Here is a 14,274-nt window from a genome sequence, read left to right on the forward strand (position 1 = left end):
GCCGAGGTCGGGACCGGGTGTTTCCCGGGACGCTCGGTCAAAAACCACGAGACGGCGCCGTGGCCGTCTCGCTACGCAAGGGCGTAAACCGCGGTTCGGACGAACCCGGTCGGGATTCGGGCGACGACATTCTCAATAGATAACACGACGGCGTCACTGGTTCACTTCAGCGTCGCCGCCGTCGATAGTCGTCCCCGGACGCTCGCCCGCGAGGAAAGGCCCGAGCGCGTCCGGGCCGAAGACGACTGCCTCGGAGGACAGCGAGAGGAGCGAGCGGACTTTCCCGGCCATCCCGCCCGACACGTCCGTCGCGTCGCTCCCGCCGAGCGCCGACGCCACGGCCTCGAAGGACTCGATTCGGTCGATCACGTCGCCGTCCTCGTCGAGGACGCCGGGGACGGTCGAGCAGACGCCTACGCGGTCGGCGTCGACGGCCGGCGCGAGTTCGACCACCAGTTCGTCGCCGCTCAGGACCGTCGCGCCCTCGCCCGCGTGCGCGACGAGGTCGCCGTGCAGGACCGGAACGAATCCCTCGCCGAGCAGCGTCTCGACCTGCTCCGTCGGGAGCGAGAGCACCCCGTCGGCGTCGCGGGCGGCCGCCGAGAACGGGTGGACTGGCACGGCCGGAACGCCTCGCTCCGCGAGCGCGTCGACGACAGCGTCGTTGAGTCGACACATCGCGCCGTGGACGGCGCGCACGCCGGCGGGGTCGCGGGTCCCGGAGGTCGTGCTGACGCCGTACTCGGCGGCGTGGTGGTGGCCGAAGCTCCCGCCGCCGTGGACGACCACGATGTCGTTCCCGACCGCGGCGTCGGCGACCGCGGAGGCGGCGGCGTCCAGCGCCGCTCGGTCCACCGTCTCCGGTTCGTCTTTCTCGGTGACGACGCTGCCGCCGAGCTTGAGGACGACCGTCATTCCCGCCGGACTCCGTCGGTGTCCAGTTCGGCGCGGAACACGTCCTCACAGCCCGGCGTGTACTTCAGCGCCGTGAGCGCGTCGTCCGTCTCGTCCAGCGCGACGATACAGCCGCCGCCGCCCGCGCCGGTGAGCTTCGCGCCGTGGGCGTCCGCGTCGCGGGCCGCCCACACCATCGAGTCCAGCGACCGCGAGGAGACGCCGAGCGCCGAGAGCAGGCCGTGGTTGAAGTCCATCAGTTCGCCCAGCGTCTCGTAGTCGTCCGTGCCGAGGACCGACTCGCCCTCGCGGACGACGTCGCCGATGGCATCGACCGTGTCCGCGGCGAAGCCGTACTCGTCTCGGAGGTCGCGGACGCCGGCGACCAGCGCCCCGGTGTCGCCCGCGCCGCCGTCGTAGCCGATGACGAACGGGAGATTGTCGATGCCCTCCAGCCGGCGGCAGTCGTCGCCTTCCACGCGGACCGCGCCGCCCATCGCCGAACAGAAGGTGTCCGCGCGGGAGGCCTGCCCGTCCTGCACCGCGTGTTCGACCTGGTACGCCCGGTCGGCGATCTCCTCGGCGGCCAGGTCGACGCCCAGTTCCCCGGTCGCCGCGTCGATAGCCGCGACGACCAGCGCCGCCGACGAGCCCAGCCCCGCCCCCAGCGGGATGTCTCCCTCGACGAATATCTCGAAGCCGGCGTCGGGCGCGTCGGCCGCGTCGCGGGCCTGCGCGATGGCTTCGTTCACGTACCCCATCCCCGCCTCGACGAGCGGTTCGGCGACGTCCACGTCCGGGCGGCTCTCGCCGTCGCCGGTGTATTCGACGGTGAAGCCGTCCAGCTGCAGGTCGTTCGCGTGGATTCGGAGTCCCTCGTCGATCTCGGTGGCCGTCACGCGGACCCGGCGCTCGATGGCGCAGGGGACCGCCGGCTCCCCGTAGACGACCGCGTGCTCCCCGAACAGGTACACCTTCCCGGGAGCGCTCGCTGTGACCATACCCGCTCGTGTGCACCCCGAGCGTTAGGCGTTTTCGGAGCGCTCCCACCCGGCGAACGCCGGTCGTCGACGAGGGCCTCTCCGACTGCGACGACCCGCTCAGGACTCGGTCTTCCTGAGCGCGTAGCTCCGCCGGCCGTGGGTCTCAATCGTCAGGTACGCCAGCTCGCAGTCGGTCTCGGCGCAGAACTGGTGGACGGCTGGGATGACGCCGTGGAAGACGTTGTAGTCGTCACCGGCGATGTAGCCGTCGTCGACCACTTTTTCGGCGCTCGCTCTGAGTTCGGCGAGCGTGTCTTCGTACTCGTGCGTGCTGTTGACGTAGACCCAGTCGAGCGCGCCGTCGTCGAAGGCGTCGAGGACGGCAAGCGAGTCGGCGTCGTTCACGCGGACGGCGTCCGGATCGCCGCCGGCCCGCTCCCGCACGGCGCGGCGGGCCTCGTCGGTCTCCCAGTCGTCGGCGAGCGTCAGTGCGGCCGGGTCGGCGGCGCTCCGGATCGACGCGGCGAGGTCCTCGCTCACGCCGAACACCGCCACCGTGCCCTCGGCCGGTAGTTCCCGAAACAGTTCCTCCCGGTCGGAGAGGAGCGTGGCGTGCGCGAACGCTTCTCTGGGAAGCGATTCGGGGACCTCGTCGACCCGTTCGAGAACGCCCGCCGCAGTCGAGTCGGCCGACGACGAAGCGGGAAACGCGGTCTGATACAGTCCCGCCAGCAGCGGGTCGAGACGCTCGGGACAGGATTCCGCGACGACGCGCTTCGCGAGCGACAGCACCATTCTGTCGCTCGGTTGTCACCACGCGCGCCTAAGCGTTTCCATCGGGTCGAGCCGGCCGCCTACGACCGGCGCTCGACGCGCATCTGCATCTCTTGGCGAGGGTGCGCGGTCAGCGAGGGCATGAGTTCGAGCGGCGTCTCGCCGAGGAACTCGAGGCGATACTCGCTCGCCGTGGTCGCGAGGATGAGCTGGGCTTCGAGCATCGCGAGGTGCTTCCCGATGCAGTGGCGCGGGCCGCCCCCGAACGGGAAGTACGCGAAGCGGGGCCGCTCGCTGGCCCGCTCTGGCCGCCAGCGCTCGGGGTCGAACGCCTCGGGGTCGTCGTAGAACCGCGCTGAGCGGTGGACGCCCCACTGCGGGAGCATCAGCGTCGTTCCGGCGGCCACGTCGTAGCCAGCCAGTTCGACGTCCGCCGTCGGCTCCCGAAAGATGGTGTAGACCGGCGGGTACAACCGCATGGCCTCCTGCACGACCCACTCCAGGTACTCCAGGTCGCGGACGTGTTCCATCCCCGGCCGGTCGTCGCCGACGACGTCGTCGAGTTCCGCGTGGACGCGGCGCTCGGCCTCGGGGTGTTCCGAGAGCAGGAACCACGTGTACGTCAGCGTCAGCGCGGTCGTGTCGTGACCCGCCAGCAGCATCGTCATCATCTCGTCGCGCAGTTGCTCGGGTGACTGTTCCCCGTCGTCGCGGGCGCGAAGGAGGACCGACAGGAAGTCCATGGGTCCGTCGTCGTCGGTCCCGACGGACCCCTCGCGGGTCGCGACGATGTCGTCCAGCACCTCGTCGAGGGTCGCCATCGCGCGGTCGAACTCGGCGTCGTCGGGCATCGGGAGCCACGACGGCGCGGCGAAGCGGAGCGGGTCGGGCTCGAATCGCTGCCCCAGCGGGACGAGCTGTTCCTCGACGGTCCGAACGCGCTCCTCGGAGAGTTCCACGCCCATCATCAGGTCCAGAATCACGTCGAGCGTGACCCGCGTCATCGCCCGCTCGGCGTCGACGGTGTCGCCGTCGGACCAGCCGGCGATTCGGTCCTCGGCGTGGCCCGTGATACGATCCGCCATCCCGGACAGTCGGGCCATCGAGAACGCCGGGTTCGCGAGCTTGCGCTGTTGCTCCCACGTCTCGTCCTCGCTCAGCAGCAGGCCGTCGCCGAGCAGGTCGCCGAGCGCGTCGCCCTGGAAGTCCGGTTTGCGAAAGCGGTCGGCCTCGGAGACGAGGACGCGCTCGATCGCCGTCGGGTCACAGAGCATGACGGTGTCCATCGGCCCCATGTCGAACCGGGCCACGTCGCCGTAGGCCCGCTCCAGCGCCGAGATGAATCGGAACGGGTCGCGAGCGTACGTGCGGCTGCTGCCGAACAGCGGTTCGCCCTTCGGTCCGGGCGGCGTCCCTGACATTGGTGTCACTAGTGCCCGGACACGTTTGAACGCCATGCCAAATCACGACGGAGCGGGCCGAGCGAGCGGGTCTAGAGCCACCGGCTCGCGTCCATATTCCAGTCGGTGTGGGCCCGGACCCACACCCCGCCGAGTCCGCCGAGCGCGCTCAGTCCGACGGTGTAGGCGAGAAAGAAGACGAACACCAGCGCCAGGAACAGCCCGTACCCCGGCGCGCCGGGCGGGATACCGAATCCCAAGAGTCCGGCGATGTACAGCGCCGGGACGAACAGCGCGAGCAGCGGGACCATCGCCGCGACACCGGCGAGCGTCCCCAGCCACGCTCCGGTCCGGTAGCCGCCCCCGTGGGTCGTCGCGGCGACGGCCCCGCCGACGACGGACGAGAACGGGACGAACGAGAGGGCAATCGTGACGAGCGCGCCGACGCCGGCGTCGGACAGGACCTCACGCATACTGGTTCCCCCGTTGCACGTCGCGCTTCATGTAGGTTCCGTGCCGCGCGGCCGCCCCGTCCGTCGGTGGCTCACGAAAACAGGTCGGTGTCGTACCGGACGTAGTTTCCGAGCCACCCGCCGAGCGCGCTCAGGCCGAGGAAGTACGCGGCCGCCGTCAGCGTGCTGGCGATGAGAAAGAGAACGCCGACGGCTCCGACCGCCGCCAGCGCCTCCGGCGAAAACGCGAGAAATACCGACAGCACGAGCAGGACGAACAGCGTGACGAGCACCGTTCCCACGAGTCCGAACACCCCCGAGAGCAGTCCGACTCGAACGGCGTCGTCTCGCGTGCCGCCCTGCAGATACCCCGCGAGCGCCCCACCGAACAGCGGCGCGAACGGAACGAACCCGCCCAGCACGGCCGTCGCGATTGCACCGATGACCACGTTCAGCAGCGTGTCGCCGTCTCCCATTTCAAGTCGCTACTCGGGGTCGCGAGAAATGTCTTGTGCCGAGCGCCGTCGCTCTGCGACTCGAACGCGTCGGAAAAGTGAACTCCGCGAACGGCGTCAGATGTCGGACTCGAAGTCGTCGAGTCCGTAGGCCGGTTCGGCACCGCGGCGGTCGAGCGTCTCGTTGGCCAGCAGCCAGTAGACGACCGACAGCGCCTTGCGCCCCTTGTTGTTCGTCGGGACGACCAGGTCGACGTTCGACGTGGTGTTGTTGGAGTCACACATCGCGATGACCGGGATGCCGACCGTGATGGCCTCCTTGACGGCCTGGGCGTCGCCGATGGGGTCGGTGACGACCACGACGTCGGGTTCGATGTAGCCGTCGTAGTCCGGGTTGGTCAGCGTGCCGGGGATGAACCGGCCCGTCCGGGCGCGCGCCCCGACGGCCTCGGCGAACTTCTCGGCCGGGAACCGGCCGTACTGGCGCGACGACGCGACCAGGATCTGCTCCGGCTCGTAGTTGGCCAGGAAGTCCGCGGCGGTGCGGATGCGCTGGTCGGTCATCGAGACGTCCAGCACGTAGAGCCCGTCGGTCCGGACGCGGTGGATGAACCGCTCCATGTCCTGGGTCTTCTGCTGGGTCCCGATGTGGACGCCGGCCCCGAGGTAGTCCTCGACGGGGATGAGGAGGTCTGCCTCCGACTGCTCGTCGGGCATGACGTCCTCGTCGAGCTGCGGACCGGCGGCCTCCTCGGCCTCGTCCGCGTCCTCGGCGTCTTCGTCGGTTGGTTCGGCCTCCGTCGCCTCGGCGGCGTCGTCGGCGGGCTGTTCGGCTTCCGTCTCGGTCTCTGCGTCGGCGTCGACCGCTTCCTCGTCCTCCTCGGACGGGTCGTAGTCTGACTCGGACGCGTCGAGACCCTCTTTTTCGTTGCCGCTCATACTGCGTTGTCCTCGATACGAATGAGTTCGTTCAGCTTGGCTGTGCGCTCGCCGCCGACCGCGCCGGTCTTGATGAACGGCGCGTCGGTGGCGACGGCGAGGTGTGCGATGGTCGTGTCCTCGGTTTCGCCGCTGCGGTGGGAGACGACCGACTCGTAGCCGCTCTCTGTCGCCAGTTCGATGGCGTCGACGGCGTCCGTCAGCGTTCCGATCTGGTTCGGCTTGATCAGGATGGAGTTGCCCGCGCCGGCCGAGATGCCGGCCTGCAGGCGCTCGACGTTGGTGACGAACAGATCGTCACCGCAGACGAGCGTCTGGTCGCCGACCCGGTCGGTCAGGTCCGCAAAGGCCTCGTAGTCGTTCTCGTCGAGGGGGTCCTCGACGTAGACGAGGTCGTACTCCTCGACCTTCTCGGCGATGTAGTCGATCTGCTCCGCGGTCGACTTGACGCCGTCGTCGTAGACGTAGCCGTCCTCGTCGGCGTCGTACAGCTCCGCGCCGGCCACGTCGAGGCCGAAGGCGATGGCGAAGCCGAAGTCGTCCGCGACGGTCTCGACCGCTTCGTCCATGATCTCGAACGCTTCGTCGTCCGAGACGGACGGTGCCCAGGCGCCCTCGTCGCCCTTGCCCGCTGGCAGGTCGCGGTCGGCCAGGATGTCGTGGACCTCCTGGTGGACCGCGGCGTTGGCGAAGACGGCCTCCTCGACGCTCGGTGCGCCGACGGGAGCCGCGAGGAACTCCTGGATGTTGGTCGCGTCCGCGGCGTGCTCGCCGCCGCCGATGATGTTGCCCAGCGGCGTCGGGTACTCGTTGCCCCGGAAGGTGCCGCCGAGGTGCTGGTACAGCGGCGCGCCGAGCACGTCGGCGCCGGCCTTCGCGGCCGCCATCGAGATGGCGACGGCGCTGTTGGCCCCGATGCCGGAGAAGTCGTCCGTGCCGTCGGCGGCGTGTAGCGCCGCGTCGACGTCACGCTGGTTCCCGGCGTGCACCTCGCCGACGAGCCGCGGGATCGCGTCCTCGCGGGCGTTGGCGATGGCTTCGGTGGCGGGGAGCTCGATGGCCTCGTACTCGCCCGTGCTTGCACCGCTCGGTGCCTTGCCACGACCGAAGCCCCCGCTCTCGGTGAGGACGTCGGCCTCGACGGTCGCGTTCCCACGCGAGTCGAGGACGCGGCGGAGTCGTACGTCAGTGATGAGCGTCATTTAGTCACCTCGCTTGACCGTGAATGGCAGTACGCCAGCGTCGTACTCCTCGGCCGCGATGAGGATGGGCTGGGTGTGTTCCGTCTCGATGAGCACGGGAGCGCCGTGGGCCAACTGCAGCGCTCGCGCGCCGAGCTTGCGGGCCTTCTCGTAGCGGCTTTCCTGTGCGTTCATTGGTAGGGTGAGACGATGTCGACGAGGTCTTTGTGCGAGACGAGCATCCGACGGCAGCAGTGCCGCTCGACGCCGAGTTCGTCGAGGACCTTCTCCGGGTCCTCGGGCTCTTCGGCCTCGCGGGTGCGCGCCTTGAACTCCTCCCAGTGCTCGCCGACGACGTTGCCGCAGGTGAAACACCGGACCGGTACCATCATACCTGGATCACCTCAGCGGTAGGATTTCTGGTAGCGGGCCCGAGCGCCGGGACCACCCCACTTCTTGGATTCGGACTGGCGAACGTCGTTGACCAGCAGCGAGCGGTCGAACTCCATGTACGCGTCGCGGAGCTCGGCGTCGTTGGTGTGTTCGACGAGCCCGCGAGCGATGGCGGTCCGGGCGGCGTCTGCCTGTCCCATGACGCCGCCGCCCTCGACGGACACCTCGACGTCGACCTCCCCGCGGAGGTCGTCCTCGGCGATGCGGAACGGTTCCAGCATCTTGAGCTGTGCCAGCTCCGGGTCGACCAGTTCGACCGGCTGGGAGTCGATACGTACGCGGCCCTCGCCCTCGCGAATGGTCGCGCGGGCGACGGCGGTCTTCTTCTTGCCAGACGTGTTCGTTACCATGTCTTGTTCGCTCCGAGCGTTTCGCTGATTTCGCCCAGCGTGACGAACTTGATGTTCGACAGTCGGTCGAGAGACGTGCCTTCGAGGACCTGCGCTTCGACGGCGTCGCCGTCTCGTGGGCTCCCGCCCACGCTGCCCTCGTCGTACGGGTTCCCGACGTAGGTGCGGACGTTCTCGAACGCCTCGCGGCCGCGGGCCTTCTTGTGAGGCAGCATGCCGCGGATCGAGCGCTTGAAGATGCCGTCCGGTCGCTTGGGGTAGAAGTACGCGTTGTCGTCACCGATGTCGACGCGCTTCTTGTACTTCTCCTTGATCTGGCTCTCTCGGCCGGTGATGACCGCGCGTTCGGCGTTGACCACGGCGACCGTCTCGCCGTCGAGGGCGCGTTCGGCGACCTGCGATGCGACACGGCCCATGATGCAGTCGCGGGCGTCGACGACGACGTCCGCGTCGAACTCTGCGATGCTCATCGGATCACCCGGACCTGGGAGCCTTCTGGGTTGTTTTCGATTGCCTGTTCGAGTGATACAGCCTCTCCGACCTGATCGATCTTCGTCTCGGCGGTTCCGGAGAAGTCGACTGCGGCGACGGTGACGTCCTTCTGCAGGACACCGGAGCCGAGCACCTTGCCCGGCACAACCACGGTCTCGTCTTCCTGGGCGTATCGTTCGATACGGCCGAGGTTGACTTCCGCGTGTGTGCGCCGTGGCTTTTCCAAGCGCTCGGCGACGTCGCCCCAGACAGCGCCGCCCGAACTGCGGGCGGCCGACTTCAGGTCGGCGATGAGACTACTGAGTCTCGGGTTCGTCTTGCTCATATGATTCCTCCGTTGTAGGAAAAGTGCAGGGAGCAGGATTTGAACCTGCGGACCCCTACGGGACAGCGCCCTGAACGCTGCGCCGTTGGCCAGACTTGGCTATCCCTGCTCGCATTGATGCGTTTCGCGTGCCCCGTAAAACCCCTTTCGGTCCTCGCGCTCGGGGGGCGGGCGGTCATCGGCGCCGTGGGTGTGGTACGGGACATTGGTACGTTACAGCTGGACTGCGTCTTTCAGTTCGGTCGCGCGGTCACGCAGCGTCTCGACCGCGCGCAGGACCAGTTCCTCGGTGGTGAACGAGCCGTCGGTCTCGACGTGGAACACGAACGCGTTCTCCACGTCGGTGACCTCGACCTCCTTGCCGGGATAGCGGTTCCGGAGGTCGTTGTCGAACTCGTCGGTCGCGACGAGGTCGCCGTTCTCGGCGTCGCCGGCGGCGTGTTCGGCCGCCTGCTCCTCGATGACACCACGCAGGATGTTCGGGTCGTCGTCCTCGAACTCACCGAGGTCGCCGACGACGTCCACGCGCTGGAGGTGACGGTAGCCGACGGCCACGCCACCCTGATGTTTCGCGTGCTCCCGACCGGTGTCGAGGACGGCGTCGGCCTCGACTTCGAGGCGCTGGCCGTCCTTCAGGTCGATGATCGGGATGTTGTCGTCGGCCGGTTCGACCAGCGGGTCCGAGGAGACGAGGTCGCTGGAGTAGGCCGTGCTCGGCCCGTCGACGGACAGCGACAGCGTCACCTCGTCGCCGATCTCGAAGTCGTCGAGGTCGGTCGTGAGCGGGACCAGCCCCAGTCGGAGGCCGATCTGCTCGTTGAACATCACGCTGGTGTTCTCGATGACGCGGACGGTGTCGATGCTGAACGTCGGCACGTCCGCGACCATCGCTCGCCGGATGCCGTTGGCGAACGCCGGCGTGATGCCGCGCACGAGGACGCGTGCCTCGCGATCACCGCGTTCGACGAACTCGACCTCGTAGTCCTGTGTCATTGGTTAGAATCCGGAGTTCTTCGGCGCGCGGGTGCCGTCGTGGGGCGTCGGCGTGACGTCCTCGATGCGGCCGATCTCCAGGCCGGCGCGGGCCAGGGCGCGGATCGTCGCCTGCGCGCCCGGACCGGGCGAGGTCTGGAGGTTGCCGCCGGGGCCACGAACCCGGACGTGGACGCCTTCCACGCCGCGGTCGAGGGCCTTCTCGGCGACGACCTCGGCCATCTGCATCGCCGCGTACGGCGACGCCTCGTCGCGGTTCTGCTTGACGACCGTCCCGCCGGAGCTCTTCGCGAGCGTCTCCGCGCCGGTCTGGTCCGTGATGGTGATGATCGTGTTGTTGAACGATGCGTGCACGTGGGCGATGCCCCAGATGTCTTCGGTTTCTTCGCTCATTCTTGGGCCTCCGCTCGCTCGGGGTGGAGTTCGTCCGACAGCGAGCTGTTCTCGTCGAAGCCGACCGTGTTCTCCACGGCAGTCTCGACGGTCATGCCGGGTCGCGTGACGCGACCGCCGTCGAGGACGATGTGTCCGTGAACGATGAACTGACGCGCCTGCTCGGGCGTGTTCGCGTAGCCCTTGCGGTAGACGACGGTCTGGAGGCGGCGCTCCAGCACGTCGGTCACGTCGAGCGACAGGACGTCGTCGAGCTGGTCCTGCTCGCTGAGGATGCCGTAGCGCTTGAGCCGGGAGAGGAACTCCTCGGCCTCGTCGTCGTGCTCGCCGGCGCTACCGAGCAGCTTTCGGGCCTCGCGGCGGTAGCCACGAAGCTCGGACTGCGCGCGCCAGAGCTCCTCCTTGTTCTTCAGGCCGTAGCGGCCGACGAGGTTCGACTCGTCGGCGATGCGCTCGCCCTGGAACGGGTGGTTCGGCGTCTCGTAGAACTTGGTGTTGGAACCGAGCGCCATTATTCGTCATCCTCCGCGGCGGCTTCCTCGGCCTGTTCTTCCTTGATGGCCTCGACGTTGACGCCGATGGTGCCCTCGGTACGACCCGTGGACTTGGTCCGCTGTCCGCGGACCTTCTGCCCGCGCTTGTGGCGGACACCGCGGTAGGAGTCGATCATCTTCATGCGGTTGATGTCCTGCCGGCGGGTCAGCTGGAGGTCGTTGCCGGTCTCGTGGGTGGTCTCACCGGAGAAGTAGTCCTTCTGGTGGTTGGCCATCCACTCGGGAACCTCGTCGGCGAAGTTCTCGACGTGGTCGACGACGCGCTCGATCACGTCGTCGTCGAGCTTACCGAAGACCGCGCGACGGTCGACATCCGCCTTCTGGGCGATGATTCGGGCGGCCCGGTGGCCGATCCCGTTCAGTTCTGTCAGCGCACGCTCGACGGACTTGGTCCCGTCGAGGTCTGTCTGTCCGATACGGACGAAATAGCGGATGTCCTCCTCCTCTTCGGCATCCGCGTCCTCGCCCGCGTTGGGGTCTTCTGCACTCATATGTGGGTAATCGGTTTTGGTGAGCGTCGTGGCTGGGATTCGAACCCAGGAGGCTGTACGCCACAGAGTTAGCAACCCTGCGCCTTGGGCCAGGCTTGGCTACCACGACACACGCTTCGTCGACACTCGCGCCCGCAGCACGCGGACTCGGGGGCCGGTCCCCCTACACGAGTCTGTCAAACTGTATTCCGGGGTTGTATTTAAACGCAACGAAGGGCCGCGGCCGCGTCAGTCCTGGACACACGCGATGAGCCATGTATTAGCATGCAGCACGGTACGCGCCGTCCAAAGCCAGTCCGGAACTGGAGGCGTTCGGGCTCAATTTACGAACCGTCGATGCAGCATCGTGTGGGCACCATACGCGAGATAACTAGCCACGCCAAGCGACAAGAGGACCGGAGCAAGGACCGGGACGAGCATCGAACCAGACCCAAGCGTGGGGATTCCGATGACGGAGAGCGCAACTATCCCGAGGCCGGTCAGTATATTAGATGCGAAGAGCGACGGAATCAGCAGGGCAATGAATTCTGCAGACCGGGTCCCGGCCTGGTCCGTATCGGTCAGCACAGAGCCGATAATCGCACCGAGACACACGGCCGCGACGATACCCGGCCCACCATCGAGGCTGTAGTTGTCCTGTGTGGCAATGAGATACTGCCCGTACACGACGAAGCCAGTAAGGCCGACCAGCATTCCGACAACAGCGCCCTGGATTGCCCCGAGAAGTCTGGGCCGCCAGCGGTGGTACCAGTCGGTCCCTACTCGATAGGCCAACAGATACGAGCCTACGAAGACTGAGACGGCCGTCAGGGTCGGGATGACGAAGTATGGTATCGAAAACAGCCTATCTCCGAGAAGCCACTGGAGGGCGATCTCCGGGACGATAGCGACTGCCCAACCGGCGACGAGCGCTCCGACAAAGACGACGCGGTTCCGGTGTGCCGACGGTGATGCTACAGCGCGCCCACTCGTCACCCAGCGGTATCCGCCGATGCCGCCGATAAGAAGACCGAGCGGGGCGGCAAGTTGGAGTGACATCACCCAGTCAGGTGGAAAGAACGCGTCCGACGTTGCGCGGTAGTAGTTCCGGAGCAGTCGGCCGAGCGTGTCGAGAATGAACGTCTGGACCAGCCCCCACTGCAGGGCTGCTACGAGTGCATGTTTGCGCGTTGACAGAGTATCTTGCGGGGCCATATCTGAACGCCTGTCTCAGTTATGATGTCATATTGATAACCCATCATACTACTGGTAGACAGGAGCGTACCTGTCGGTCTGGCCCAGATATGTGGAGAGTTCTTCGTCACCATCTCTCGACACAAAGCATACCAGTTGGCTTTCCCTGCACAGACGCATGTCCCGGCGCGTCACCGACGGCGGCAGCGGCGTCGACCCAACCGACAGCACAGCGGTCCGTGACCACCTCGAACGCTTCGCGGGGTCCGACGCCGTCACCGAAACGGAAGACGGGACGCTCCGTGCCGATTTCGGCAGTCGAACCCACGTCGCCGTCGCCGCTGACGGAACGATCAATACGGGGATGCCGCTGCACTCGTTCGACGGCACTCCCGACCGGCTCGTGTTCGACCACGACGGCGGTGAACTCCGGGTCGAACTCGACGATGGCACCGTGTATGTGTTCCGCCGGCCCTGAGCGCCGCTGGTATTCGTGCCTCCCGCATAAGGACGAACCCTCTGTGACAGGTAGCAGGCGAAGTCGAGGGACTGTCACCCGATTGTCGGTTGGGTCCTGTCACAATCCTTATCGCACCTCCGGGACCTACTCCTGTGCATGAATACAGACGACGTACGCGAGCGCCTGCGAGCGGTCGAGGACCCGGATCTGGGAGCCGACATCGTCTCACTCGGGCTGGTCAACAGCATCAACGTGACCGACGACGAGGTCAGCATCGACCTGGCGCTCGGCGCGCCGTACTCGCCGACGGAGACGGGCATGGCGAGCGCGGTCCGCGAGGCGCTGGACGACGCCGACCGGGAGATCGACCTCTCGGCGAGCGTCGACCGCGGCGTCCCGGAGGCCGAGGACCCCCTGCCGAAGGTCAAGAACGTCATCGCGGTGGCGTCGGGCAAGGGCGGCGTCGGCAAGTCGACCATCGCGGTGAACCTCGCCGCCGGGCTCGCCCGCCTCGGCGCTCGAGTCGGCCTGTTCGACGCCGACGTGTACGGCCCGAACGTCCCGCGGATGCTCGACGCCGACGAGTCGCCCCGAGCCACGGAGGACGAGGAGATCATCCCCGTCGAGAAGTACGGGATGAAGCTGATGAGCATGGACTTCCTGGTCGGCAAGGACGACCCCGTCATCTTCCGCGGGCCGATGGTCGACAACGTCCTGACCCAGCTCTGGGACGACGTGCTCTGGGGCACGCTCGACTACATGATCGTCGACCTGCCGCCGGGGACCGGCGACACGCAGCTGACGATGCTCCAGCAGGTCCCGGTCTCAGGGTCCGTCATCGTCACCACCCCTCAGGAGGTTGCGCTCGACGACGCGCGAAAGGGCCTCCGGATGTTCGGCCGCCACGAGACGCCCGTGCTCGGTATCGTAGAGAACATGTCGACGTTCGTCTGTCCGGACTGCGGCGGCGAACACGACATCTTCGGGAGCGGCGGCGGGCACGAATTCGCCGACGAGACGGAGATGCCGTTCCTCGGCGAAGTCCCGCTCGATCCTGCCGTCAGAGAGGGTGGCGACAGCGGCCAGCCGCTCGTGCTGGACGAGGACAGCGACGTGGGCGAAGCGTTCCGGGACATCGCGGCCCGCACCGCCAACATGCAGGGCATCATCCACCGGAAGCGCCAGAGCGACGACCGCACCGCACAGCCGGAGCAGTAAGCCAGAGACGGCAGTCGCTCCGGACCGGAGAGCGCAGAGAGAAGAACCGAGTTACGCTTCGACGGGGTTGTTCATCTTCCGGGTGACGTAGCCGGCGATGCGGTTGCGCACACCCTTGGACTCGATGTTCGTCAGCTCCTCGACGACGTCCTTGTTGTGTTCGAAGTCTGCGCCGAAGGCGTCGGGGTATCGCTCCATGAGGAGCGTCCCGGTCTTCTTGACGTAGGCGGGTTTGATTGCCATGCGCGCTACTTGCTCTGTGGCACTCAAAAAGGGTTCGGAACGGACCACGCA

Annotated in this window: 21 protein-coding genes and 2 tRNA genes; 2 read left to right on the forward strand and 21 right to left on the reverse strand. The window is 67.2% G+C overall.

Going from position 1 to position 14,274, the window contains the following annotated elements; all coding sequences use genetic code 11:
* Positions 1 to 153: 153 nt before the first annotated feature.
* The 20 genes from GM656_RS00345 to GM656_RS00440 all read right to left on the reverse strand — a co-directional run bounded on the left by GM656_RS00345 (position 154) and on the right by GM656_RS00440 (position 12,323).
* Complete coding sequence (locus tag GM656_RS00345; protein WP_162411661.1) at positions 154 to 915, reverse strand: isopentenyl phosphate kinase; 762 nt, start codon at positions 913 to 915, stop codon at positions 154 to 156.
* Positions 912 to 1,895 carry a mevalonate kinase gene (gene mvk / locus GM656_RS00350; protein WP_162411662.1) on the reverse strand — a complete coding sequence of 328 codons (984 nt, stop codon included), beginning with the start codon at positions 1,893 to 1,895 and terminating at the stop codon, positions 912 to 914. The genes GM656_RS00345 and mvk overlap by 4 nt, the downstream gene beginning before the upstream one ends.
* A 99-nt stretch (positions 1,896 to 1,994) precedes the next feature.
* Complete coding sequence (locus GM656_RS00355; protein WP_162411663.1) at positions 1,995 to 2,672, reverse strand: class I SAM-dependent methyltransferase; 678 nt, start codon at positions 2,670 to 2,672, stop codon at positions 1,995 to 1,997.
* Positions 2,673 to 2,731: 59 nt separating this feature from the next.
* Entirely contained in the window at positions 2,732 to 4,072 is a 1,341-nt protein-coding gene (locus tag GM656_RS00360; protein WP_162411664.1) for a cytochrome P450, read from the reverse strand.
* A 71-nt stretch (positions 4,073 to 4,143) separates the two neighbouring features.
* Positions 4,144 to 4,524 (reverse strand): DUF5518 domain-containing protein, encoded by a 381-nt coding sequence (locus GM656_RS00365; protein WP_162411665.1) that lies wholly within the window; start codon positions 4,522 to 4,524, stop codon positions 4,144 to 4,146.
* A gap of 71 nt (positions 4,525 to 4,595) precedes the next feature.
* Positions 4,596 to 4,979, reverse strand: a complete 384-nt coding sequence (locus tag GM656_RS00370) for a DUF5518 domain-containing protein (RefSeq protein WP_162411666.1) — start codon at positions 4,977 to 4,979, stop codon at positions 4,596 to 4,598.
* A gap of 96 nt (positions 4,980 to 5,075) precedes the next feature.
* Positions 5,076 to 5,897, reverse strand: a complete 822-nt coding sequence (gene rpsB, locus GM656_RS00375; protein ID WP_162411667.1) for a 30S ribosomal protein S2 — start codon at positions 5,895 to 5,897, stop codon at positions 5,076 to 5,078.
* Complete coding sequence (eno, locus tag GM656_RS00380) at positions 5,894 to 7,099, reverse strand: phosphopyruvate hydratase (protein ID WP_162411668.1); 1,206 nt, start codon at positions 7,097 to 7,099, stop codon at positions 5,894 to 5,896. Before eno ends, rpsB begins: the two co-directional genes overlap by 4 nt.
* Positions 7,100 to 7,273, reverse strand: coding sequence for a DNA-directed RNA polymerase subunit K (locus GM656_RS00385; RefSeq protein WP_162411669.1), 174 nt, complete (start codon positions 7,271 to 7,273; stop codon positions 7,100 to 7,102).
* The gene (locus GM656_RS00390; RefSeq protein ID WP_004516797.1) at positions 7,270 to 7,470 is read right to left on the reverse strand and encodes a DNA-directed RNA polymerase subunit N; all 201 of its coding nucleotides are present in this window, start codon (positions 7,468 to 7,470) and stop codon (positions 7,270 to 7,272) included. Before GM656_RS00390 ends, GM656_RS00385 begins: the two co-directional genes overlap by 4 nt.
* Positions 7,471 to 7,482: 12 nt before the next feature.
* Positions 7,483 to 7,881: a 30S ribosomal protein S9 gene (locus GM656_RS00395; RefSeq protein ID WP_162411670.1), complete on the reverse strand. Its 399-nt coding sequence runs from the start codon at positions 7,879 to 7,881 to the stop codon at positions 7,483 to 7,485.
* Entirely contained in the window at positions 7,875 to 8,351 is a 477-nt protein-coding gene (locus tag GM656_RS00400; RefSeq protein WP_162411671.1) for a 50S ribosomal protein L13, read from the reverse strand. Before GM656_RS00400 ends, GM656_RS00395 begins: the two co-directional genes overlap by 7 nt.
* Positions 8,348 to 8,698, reverse strand: a complete 351-nt coding sequence (locus tag GM656_RS00405) for a 50S ribosomal protein L18e (protein WP_162411672.1) — start codon at positions 8,696 to 8,698, stop codon at positions 8,348 to 8,350. The genes GM656_RS00400 and GM656_RS00405 overlap by 4 nt, the downstream gene beginning before the upstream one ends.
* A gap of 24 nt (positions 8,699 to 8,722) precedes the next feature.
* Positions 8,723 to 8,807 (reverse strand) — tRNA-Leu (locus GM656_RS00410).
* Between the two features lie 104 nt (positions 8,808 to 8,911).
* Positions 8,912 to 9,691, reverse strand: coding sequence for a DNA-directed RNA polymerase subunit D (locus GM656_RS00415; RefSeq protein ID WP_162411673.1), 780 nt, complete (start codon positions 9,689 to 9,691; stop codon positions 8,912 to 8,914).
* 3 nt (positions 9,692 to 9,694) lie between these two features.
* Positions 9,695 to 10,084 (reverse strand): 30S ribosomal protein S11, encoded by a 390-nt coding sequence (locus GM656_RS00420; RefSeq protein WP_162411674.1) that lies wholly within the window; start codon positions 10,082 to 10,084, stop codon positions 9,695 to 9,697.
* Complete coding sequence (locus GM656_RS00425) at positions 10,081 to 10,596, reverse strand: 30S ribosomal protein S4 (RefSeq protein WP_162411675.1); 516 nt, start codon at positions 10,594 to 10,596, stop codon at positions 10,081 to 10,083. Before GM656_RS00425 ends, GM656_RS00420 begins: the two co-directional genes overlap by 4 nt.
* Positions 10,596 to 11,129 carry a 30S ribosomal protein S13 gene (locus GM656_RS00430; RefSeq protein ID WP_162411676.1) on the reverse strand — a complete coding sequence of 178 codons (534 nt, stop codon included), beginning with the start codon at positions 11,127 to 11,129 and terminating at the stop codon, positions 10,596 to 10,598. Before GM656_RS00430 ends, GM656_RS00425 begins: the two co-directional genes overlap by 1 nt.
* 24 nt (positions 11,130 to 11,153) lie before the next feature.
* Positions 11,154 to 11,238: transfer RNA gene (locus tag GM656_RS00435), tRNA-Ser, on the reverse strand.
* Positions 11,239 to 11,447: 209 nt separating this feature from the next.
* Positions 11,448 to 12,323 carry a hypothetical protein gene (locus tag GM656_RS00440; RefSeq protein WP_162411677.1) on the reverse strand — a complete coding sequence of 292 codons (876 nt, stop codon included), beginning with the start codon at positions 12,321 to 12,323 and terminating at the stop codon, positions 11,448 to 11,450.
* Positions 12,324 to 12,480: 157 nt separating this feature from the next.
* On the opposite strand from GM656_RS00440, the gene GM656_RS00445 reads away from it, so the two are divergent.
* On the forward strand, positions 12,481 to 12,780 hold the full coding sequence (locus tag GM656_RS00445) for a hypothetical protein (protein ID WP_162411678.1): 300 nt from the start codon (positions 12,481 to 12,483) through the stop codon (positions 12,778 to 12,780).
* A gap of 138 nt (positions 12,781 to 12,918) precedes the next feature.
* On the forward strand, positions 12,919 to 13,980 hold the full coding sequence (locus GM656_RS00450; RefSeq protein ID WP_162411679.1) for an Mrp/NBP35 family ATP-binding protein: 1,062 nt from the start codon (positions 12,919 to 12,921) through the stop codon (positions 13,978 to 13,980).
* Positions 13,981 to 14,031: 51 nt separating this feature from the next.
* On the opposite strand, the gene GM656_RS00455 is transcribed toward GM656_RS00450, so the two are convergent.
* Positions 14,032 to 14,223 carry a 30S ribosomal protein S17e gene (locus GM656_RS00455; protein ID WP_004516807.1) on the reverse strand — a complete coding sequence of 64 codons (192 nt, stop codon included), beginning with the start codon at positions 14,221 to 14,223 and terminating at the stop codon, positions 14,032 to 14,034.
* Positions 14,224 to 14,274 lie beyond the last annotated feature (51 nt).

The sequence above is a fragment of the Haloarcula salina genome, assembly GCF_010119195.1.
Taxonomy (GTDB): domain Archaea; phylum Halobacteriota; class Halobacteria; order Halobacteriales; family Haloarculaceae; genus Haloarcula; species Haloarcula salina.